This window comes from Elioraea sp. Yellowstone (assembly GCF_006704265.1).
Classification (GTDB): Bacteria; Pseudomonadota; Alphaproteobacteria; order Acetobacterales; family Acetobacteraceae; genus Elioraea.
In genome coordinates this window covers 1-6,677 of the sequence record NZ_VIKA01000160.1, presented here as the reverse complement: position 1 = coordinate 6,677, position 6,677 = coordinate 1, and the positions used below count along the sequence as shown (strand labels likewise).

The following is a 6,677-nucleotide window of genomic DNA, read 5'->3' as shown; positions in this document are numbered from 1 at the left end:
CGCATGGCCGAGGCGGCCGCGGCGCTCGCCCGGCCCGACGCGGCCCGGCGCCTCGCCGACGCGGTGCTCGCGCTGGCGCCGACGGAGGTCCCCTGATGCGCGCCCTGCCGCTCTCCATCGGCACGATCCACTTCGTCGGCATCGGCGGCATCGGCATGTCCGGCATCGCCGAGGTGCTGCACAACCTCGGCTACGCTGTGCAGGGCAGCGACATCGCCGAGGGCTACACGGTCAGGCGCCTGCGCGAGAAGGGCGTGCGCGTGATGATCGGGCACGCGGCCGAGAACCTGGGCGACGCCCAGGTGGTCGTCGTCTCGACCGCGGTGAAGCGCGACAATCCCGAGGTGGTCGCCGCGCGCCAGCACCTGATCCCGGTCGTGCGGCGCGCCGAGATGCTGGCCGAGCTGATGCGGCTCAAATGGTCGATCGCGATCGGCGGCACGCACGGCAAGACGACGACGACGAGCCTGATCGCAGCGGTGCTGGAGGCGGCGCATCTCGACCCGACCGTGATCAACGGCGGCATCGTCAACGCCTATGGCGCCAACACGCGGCTCGGCGCCGGCGACTGGATGGTGGTGGAGGCCGACGAGTCCGACGGGTCGTTCCTGCGCCTGCCCGCGCTGATCGCGGTCGTCACCAACATGGACCCCGAGCATCTCGACCATTGGGGCACGGCCGAGGCGATGAAGGAGGGCTATGCCCAGTTCGTGGGCAACATCCCGTTCTACGGCTTCGCGGTGCTCTGCCTCGACCATCCCGAGGTGCAGGCGATGATCCCGCGCCTCTCCGACCGGCGCATCGTCACCTACGGGTTCTCGCCGCAGGCCGATGTGCGTGCGGACAAGCTGGTGATGGATCGGCTCGGCGCCACCTTCGAGGTCGTCGTCTCCGACCGCCATGCCGGGCGGACGCGCAGGCTCAAGCCGTTCCGCCTGCCGATGCTCGGTGCGCACAACGTGCAGAACGCGCTCGCCGCGATCGCGGTGGGCGTGGAGATGGAGCTGCCCGAGGACACGATCCGCACGGCACTCCTCGGCTTCAAGGGGGTGAAGCGCCGCTTCACCCGCACGGGAGAGGTCGGCGGCATCACCGTGATCGACGACTACGGCCACCACCCGGTGGAGATCGCGGCGGTGCTGAAGGCGGCGCGCCAGGCCGGCGCGCGCGAGGTGATCGCGGTGGTGCAGCCGCACCGCTACACGCGGCTCCAGTCGCTGTTCGAGGAGTTCTGCACCTGCATGAACGACGCGGCGACGGTGATCGTCGCCGACGTCTATCCCGCGGGCGAGCAGCCGATTCCCGGCGTCGACCGCGACGCGCTCGTCGAGGGGCTGCTCGCACGCGGGCATCGCAGCGTCGTCGCGCTGCCCGATCCGTCGCAGCTCGCCGAGATGGTGCACGCGATCGCCCGGCCGGGCGACTACGTCGTCTGCCTCGGCGCGGGCTCGATCACCACCTGGGCGAACGCCCTGCCCGGCGAGCTCGCAGCACTCCAGGCGGCGATCCCGCGCCGCGCCAACGGTGGCGGGCCATGATGCCGGCCGTGCGCCCCTCCCACCTGATCGAGCGGATGCCGCCGGCGCGCGGTCGGCTGGCGGCGGACGCGCCGATCGGACCGTTCACCTGGTTCCGCGTCGGCGGCCCGGCCGAGGTGCTGTTCCGCCCGGCCGACGAGGACGATCTCGCGTCGTTCCTCGCCGCGCTCGATCCCGCCGTGCCGGTCACCGTGATCGGTGCGGGCTCGAACCTGATCGTGCGCGACGGCGGCGTGCCCGGGGTGGTCGTGCGGCTCGCGCGCGGCTTCGGCACGATCGCGGTCGAGCCGGACGGGCTGATCGCCGGCGCCGCCGCGCTCGACGTCACGGTCGCCGAGACCGCGGCTGCGGCAGGGCTGGACGGGCTTGCCTTCCTCTCCGGCATTCCCGGCAGCGTCGGCGGGGCGGTGGCGATGAACGCCGGCGCCTACGGCGTCGAGGTGAAGGACGTGCTCGACTGGACCGAGGTGGTGACGCGCGACGGCGCGCGCGTCCGCCTCGAGGCCGCTGCCCTCGCCTTCGCCTATCGCAGCGCCCGCCTGCCGCCCGGCGCGGTCGTCACGCGCGCGCGCTTCCGCGCCCGCCCGGGCGATCGCGCGACGATCGCGGCGGAGATGGCGCGCATCCGCGCCGCGCGCGAGGCGACCCAGCCGACGCGCGCGCGCACCGGCGGCTCGACCTTCAAGAACCCCGAGGGTGCGCGGGCCTGGGAGCTGATCGACGCCGCCGGCTGTCGCGGGCTGACGCGCGGGCGCGCGCAGGTGAGCGAGAAGCACTGCAACTTCCTGCTCAATCTCGGCGGTGCCACGGCCGCCGAGATCGAGGGGCTGGGCGAGGAGGTGCGAAGGCGCGTCCATGCCGCCACCGGTGTGACGCTGGAGTGGGAGATCCGCCGCATCGGCATCCCCGCGGGCGGGCTGGCGGAGGTCACGCGATGAGCCGGGTCGCGGTGCTCTACGGCGGCATCTCGGCCGAACGCGAGGTGAGCCTGGTCTCCGGCCGGCAGGTGATCCCGGCGCTGCGCGATTCGGGCTTCGAGGTGATCCCGATCGAGGTGACGCGCGATCTCGGCGCCCTGATCGCGGCGCTGACCTCCGCACGCCCCGACGTCGTGTTCAACGCCCTGCACGGCCGCTTCGGCGAGGACGGCTGCATCCAGGGCATCCTGGACTGGCTGGAGATCCCCTATACGCACTCCGGCGTGCGCGCCTCGGCGCTGGCGATGGACAAGGTCGCCGCCAAGTCGGCCTTCGCCGCGGCCGGTCTGCCGGTCGCGCGCCATCGGCTGGTGACGCGCGAGGAGTTCGCCGCTGCGCACCCGCTGCCCACACCCTATGTCGTCAAGCCGGTGAACGAGGGCTCCTCGGTCGGCGTGGAGATCGTGCGCAACGGCGACAACCGCCGTGCCGAGATCGCGCGCAACTGGCGCTACGGCGCCCATGCGATGGCCGAGACCTACATCCCGGGCCGCGAGCTCACGGTCGGCGTGATGGGCGACCGCGCGCTCGCCGTCACCGACATCATCGCCGCGGCCGGCGCCTTCTACGACTACGAGAGCAAGTATGCCGCCGGCGGCTCGCGCCACGTGCTGCCGGCGCAGATCCACCCCGACGCCTATGAAGCCGCCCTCGACATCGCGCTGCGCGCGCACCAGGCGCTCGGCTGCCGCGGCGCGACGCGCGCCGACCTGCGCTACGACGACACCGAGGGCGAGCCCGGCCGGCTCGTGCTGCTGGAGGTGAACACCCAGCCCGGCCTGACCCCGACCTCGCTCCTGCCCGAGCAGGCGGCGCATCTCGGCATACCCTTCCCGGCACTCTGCGCCTGGATGGTGAAGGAGGCGCGATGCGGCGCCTGAGCACCCGCACCGAGCCGCGGCGGCCGGGCCGGCTGAGGCTCTGGCTCAAGCGCGCACGCCGTTTCGCGCGCGCCCTCACGATCGGCGGGATCGCGCTCGCGGCCTTCGGCGCGGGCGCGCTCGCCTGGCGCCTGGGCCTGCCGGCGCGCCTTGCCGCATCGGTGCAGGAGGGGATCGTTGCCGCCTCGGCCGGGGCTGGGCTCGCGGTCGCGCGCGTCACCGTGGAAGGGCGGGTGAACGCGGATCCCGCCGCGCTCCTTGCCGCCTCGGGGCTGCATCAGGGCATGCCGATGCTCGCGGTCTCGCTCGACGAGGTGCGCGCGCGGCTCGAGGCGCTCGACTGGGTCGCACGCGCCTCCGTGCAGCGCCGCTTCCCAGGGCACGTGCATCTCGTGATCGAGGAGCGCACGCCCTTCGCGCTCTGGCAGCGCGCCGGCCGCTTCGCGGTGATCGACCGGCAGGGGCGCGTGATCCTGCGCGACGGGGTCGAGCGTTTCGCGCATCTGCCGCTGGTCGTCGGCGAGGGCGCGGCGGAGCGGGCGGAGGCGCTGCTCGGCCTGCTCGACGCCTACCCCGAGGTGCGGCGCCGCACCACCGCGGCGGTGCGCGTGAATGGCCGGCGCTGGAACCTGCGTCTCGACTCGGGCGCGGATGTCCTGCTGCCCGAGGGCCACGAGGCAGCCGCGCTCGAGCGGCTGATCGCGCTGCATCACGAGACGCAGGTGCTCGACCGCGCGCTGGTCGCGCTCGACCTGCGCCTGCCGGACCGGATGGTGCTGCGTCCCGCGCCGCTGCCGCCCGAAGAGCCTGAGCCGGCGCCGCAGCGGAGGACGCGCGGATGAGCCCGATCTGGAGGATCCGCGCATGAACGAGGTGCCGCGCCGCCCGCTCGGCGGCTTCGACGCCGCGCCGGCCCAGCCCGCCACCCCACGCGGCCGATATCGCGGCCGGTCGGGGCCGATCTGCGCGCTCGATGTCGGCTCGACCAAGATCACCTGCCTTATCGGCCGCGTGGAAAGCGACGGCGTGCTGCGTGTCCTCTCGGTCGGATACCAGCGCTCGCGCGGCGTGCGCGCGGGCTCGGTGGTGGATCTCGACCAGGCCGAGCAGGCGATCCGTGCCGCGGTCGCCCAGGCCGAGGAGCAGGCCGACCTGCAGGTGCGCGAGCTGGTCGTCAACCTTTCCTGCGGCCAGCCGGAGAGCCGCCACTTCAACGTGCAGATGCCGATGCACGGCAACGCGGTGGGCGACAACGAGCTGCGCCGCATCGTCGCCGAGGGTCGCGCGCGCGCCTATGCCGAGGGGCGGGAGGTCGTGCACGCGATCCCGCTCGGCTACACCGTGGACGGCACACCGGGCGTGCGCGACCCGCGCTCGATGGTGTGCGAGACGCTGGCCGCGCGGCTGCACGTGGTGGACGCCTCGGTCGGCACGCTGCGCAATCTCGCCGCCTGCTTCGCGCGCTGCGATCTCGAGATCGAGTCCCTGGTCGCCGCTCCCTTCGCGTCGGGACTCGCCACGCTGGTCGATGACGAGCGCGAGCTCGGCGTGACGGTGGTCGACATGGGCGGCGGCACCACCAGTCTCGCCGTGTTCGCCGACGGCCACCTCCAGCACACCGACGTGATCCCGGTGGGCGGCCAGCACGTCACCAACGACGTCGCGCGCGGGCTGTCCACCACGATCGCGCATGCGGAGCGGATGAAGACGCTGCACGGCTCCACCGGAGCGGTGCCCGAGGATGACCGCGAGCTCCTGCCCGTGCCGCTGGTCGGCGAGGACGACCACGCGATCGCCAAGGTGCCGCGCTCGATGCTGGTCGGCATCATCCGCCCGCGGCTCGAGGAGACCTTCGAGCTGGTGCGCGCACGCCTCGAGGACGCCGGGCTCGGCCGGGCCGCGGGGCGGCGCGTGGTGCTGACCGGCGGCGCCTCGCAGCTGATCGGCGTGCGCGAACTCGCCGCCCACGTGCTCGACAAGCAGGTCCGGCTCGGCCGCCCGCCGGTGCTGCGGGGCCTGCCCGACAGCGCCGCCGGCCCCGCCTTCGCCGGCCCCGTCGGCCTCATGATCTGGGCCGCGACCGAAGGGCAGATCGCGCGCGATCTCGCCCCCGTCGGGCATGCCGGGCCACCCGGCCCGATCCGGCGCCTGTTCACCTGGCTGCGCGAGAGGCTCTGAGCATGCGCAGCCCCCGCCACCCCGAACCGCGACGCCCCACCGAGGAGACGAGCCCATGGCCATCACCCTGACCGTTCCGCCGCAGGCGATGAACGATTTCCAGCCGCGCATCACCGTGATCGGCGTCGGCGGCGGCGGCTGCAACGCGGTGAACAACATGATCGCCTCGTCGCTCGACGGGGTGGAGTTCATCGTCGCCAACACCGACGCGCAGAGCCTGATGAACAGCCGCGCCGACCGCAAGATCCAGCTCGGGCCGCACCTGACCCAGGGGCTCGGCGCGGGCGGCCGGCCCGAGGTCGGACGAGGCGCGGCCGAGGAGGCGGTGGAGGAGATCGCGGGACATCTCGCGGGCGCGCACATGGTGTTCATCACCGCCGGCATGGGGGGCGGCACCGGCACGGGAGCCGCACCGGTGGTCGCGCGCGTCGCCCGCGAGCGCGGCATCCTCACCGTCGGCGTGGTCACCAAGCCGTTCGAGTTCGAGGGGCTGAAGCGCCGCCGCGCGGCCGATGCCGGGATCGAGGAGCTGCAGCAGTATGTCGATACGCTGATCGTGATCCCGAACCAGAACCTGTTCCGGCTTGCAAACGACAAGACCACCTTCGCCGAGGCGTTCAAGATGGCCGACAACGTCCTCTACATGGGCGTGCGCGGGGTGACCGACCTGATCGTCCATCCGGGCCTGGTGAACCTCGACTTCGCCGACATCCGCTCGGTCATGGCCGAGATGGGGAAGGCGATGATGGGCACGGGCGAGGCCGAGGGCGAGGATCGCGCCACGCGCGCCGCCGAGAGCGCGATCAGCAATCCGCTGCTCGAGGAGGCGTCGATGAAGGGCGCCAAGGGCGTGCTGATCAACATCACCGGCGGGCCCGACATGACGCTGTTCGAGGTGGACGAGGCGGCGAACCGGATCCGCAAGGAAGTGGGCGACGAGGAGGCGAACATCATCTTCGGCTCCTCGATCGACGAGGACATGGCCGGACGCATCCGCGTGTCCGTGGTCGCGACGGGCATGGAGGCCGCGGCGGCGGCGCGGCCGCGCCCGTCTCTGGTGGCGGTGGCGGGGGCACCGCTGTCCCGCCCGGTGACGCCGGCCG

General features: G+C 73.2%; 6 protein-coding genes. All 6 read left to right on the top strand.

The window, feature by feature from the left end:
- Positions 1 to 95 precede the first annotated feature (95 nt).
- On the top strand, positions 96 to 1,538 hold the full coding sequence (murC, locus tag FK498_RS16165) for a UDP-N-acetylmuramate--L-alanine ligase (RefSeq protein WP_141856344.1): 1,443 nt from the start codon (positions 96 to 98) through the stop codon (positions 1,536 to 1,538).
- Positions 1,538 to 2,476: a UDP-N-acetylmuramate dehydrogenase gene (gene murB / locus FK498_RS16160; protein ID WP_141856345.1), complete on the top strand. Its 939-nt coding sequence runs from the start codon at positions 1,538 to 1,540 to the stop codon at positions 2,474 to 2,476. Before murC ends, murB begins: the two co-directional genes overlap by 1 nt.
- A complete protein-coding gene (locus FK498_RS16155; protein WP_141856343.1) occupies positions 2,473 to 3,396 on the top strand; it encodes a D-alanine--D-alanine ligase in 924 nt (307 codons plus the stop codon). Before murB ends, FK498_RS16155 begins: the two co-directional genes overlap by 4 nt.
- A complete protein-coding gene (locus tag FK498_RS16150) occupies positions 3,384 to 4,238 on the top strand; it encodes a cell division protein FtsQ/DivIB (protein WP_141856341.1) in 855 nt (284 codons plus the stop codon). Before FK498_RS16155 ends, FK498_RS16150 begins: the two co-directional genes overlap by 13 nt.
- A 22-nt stretch (positions 4,239 to 4,260) precedes the next feature.
- Positions 4,261 to 5,574 (top strand): cell division protein FtsA, encoded by a 1,314-nt coding sequence (gene ftsA, locus FK498_RS16145; RefSeq protein ID WP_141856339.1) that lies wholly within the window; start codon positions 4,261 to 4,263, stop codon positions 5,572 to 5,574.
- 55 nt (positions 5,575 to 5,629) lie between these two features.
- Positions 5,630 to 6,677, top strand: a 1,048-nt coding sequence (gene ftsZ / locus FK498_RS16140; RefSeq protein WP_141856337.1) for a cell division protein FtsZ, incomplete at its 3' end; no start/stop codon positions are given.

Bases quoted from the DNA above. Each gene is read 5' to 3' on its own strand.
- murB (WP_141856345.1), top strand. From the start codon at position 1,538: ATGCCGGCCGTGCGCCCCTCCCACCTGATCGAGCGGATGCCGCCGGCG.
- ftsA (WP_141856339.1), top strand. From the start codon at position 4,261: ATGAACGAGGTGCCGCGCCGCCCGCTCGGCGGCTTCGACGCCGCGCCG.
- FK498_RS16150 (WP_141856341.1), top strand. From the start codon at position 3,384: ATGCGGCGCCTGAGCACCCGCACCGAGCCGCGGCGGCCGGGCCGGCTG.
- murC (WP_141856344.1), top strand. From the start codon at position 96: ATGCGCGCCCTGCCGCTCTCCATCGGCACGATCCACTTCGTCGGCATC.
- FK498_RS16155 (WP_141856343.1), top strand. From the start codon at position 2,473: ATGAGCCGGGTCGCGGTGCTCTACGGCGGCATCTCGGCCGAACGCGAG.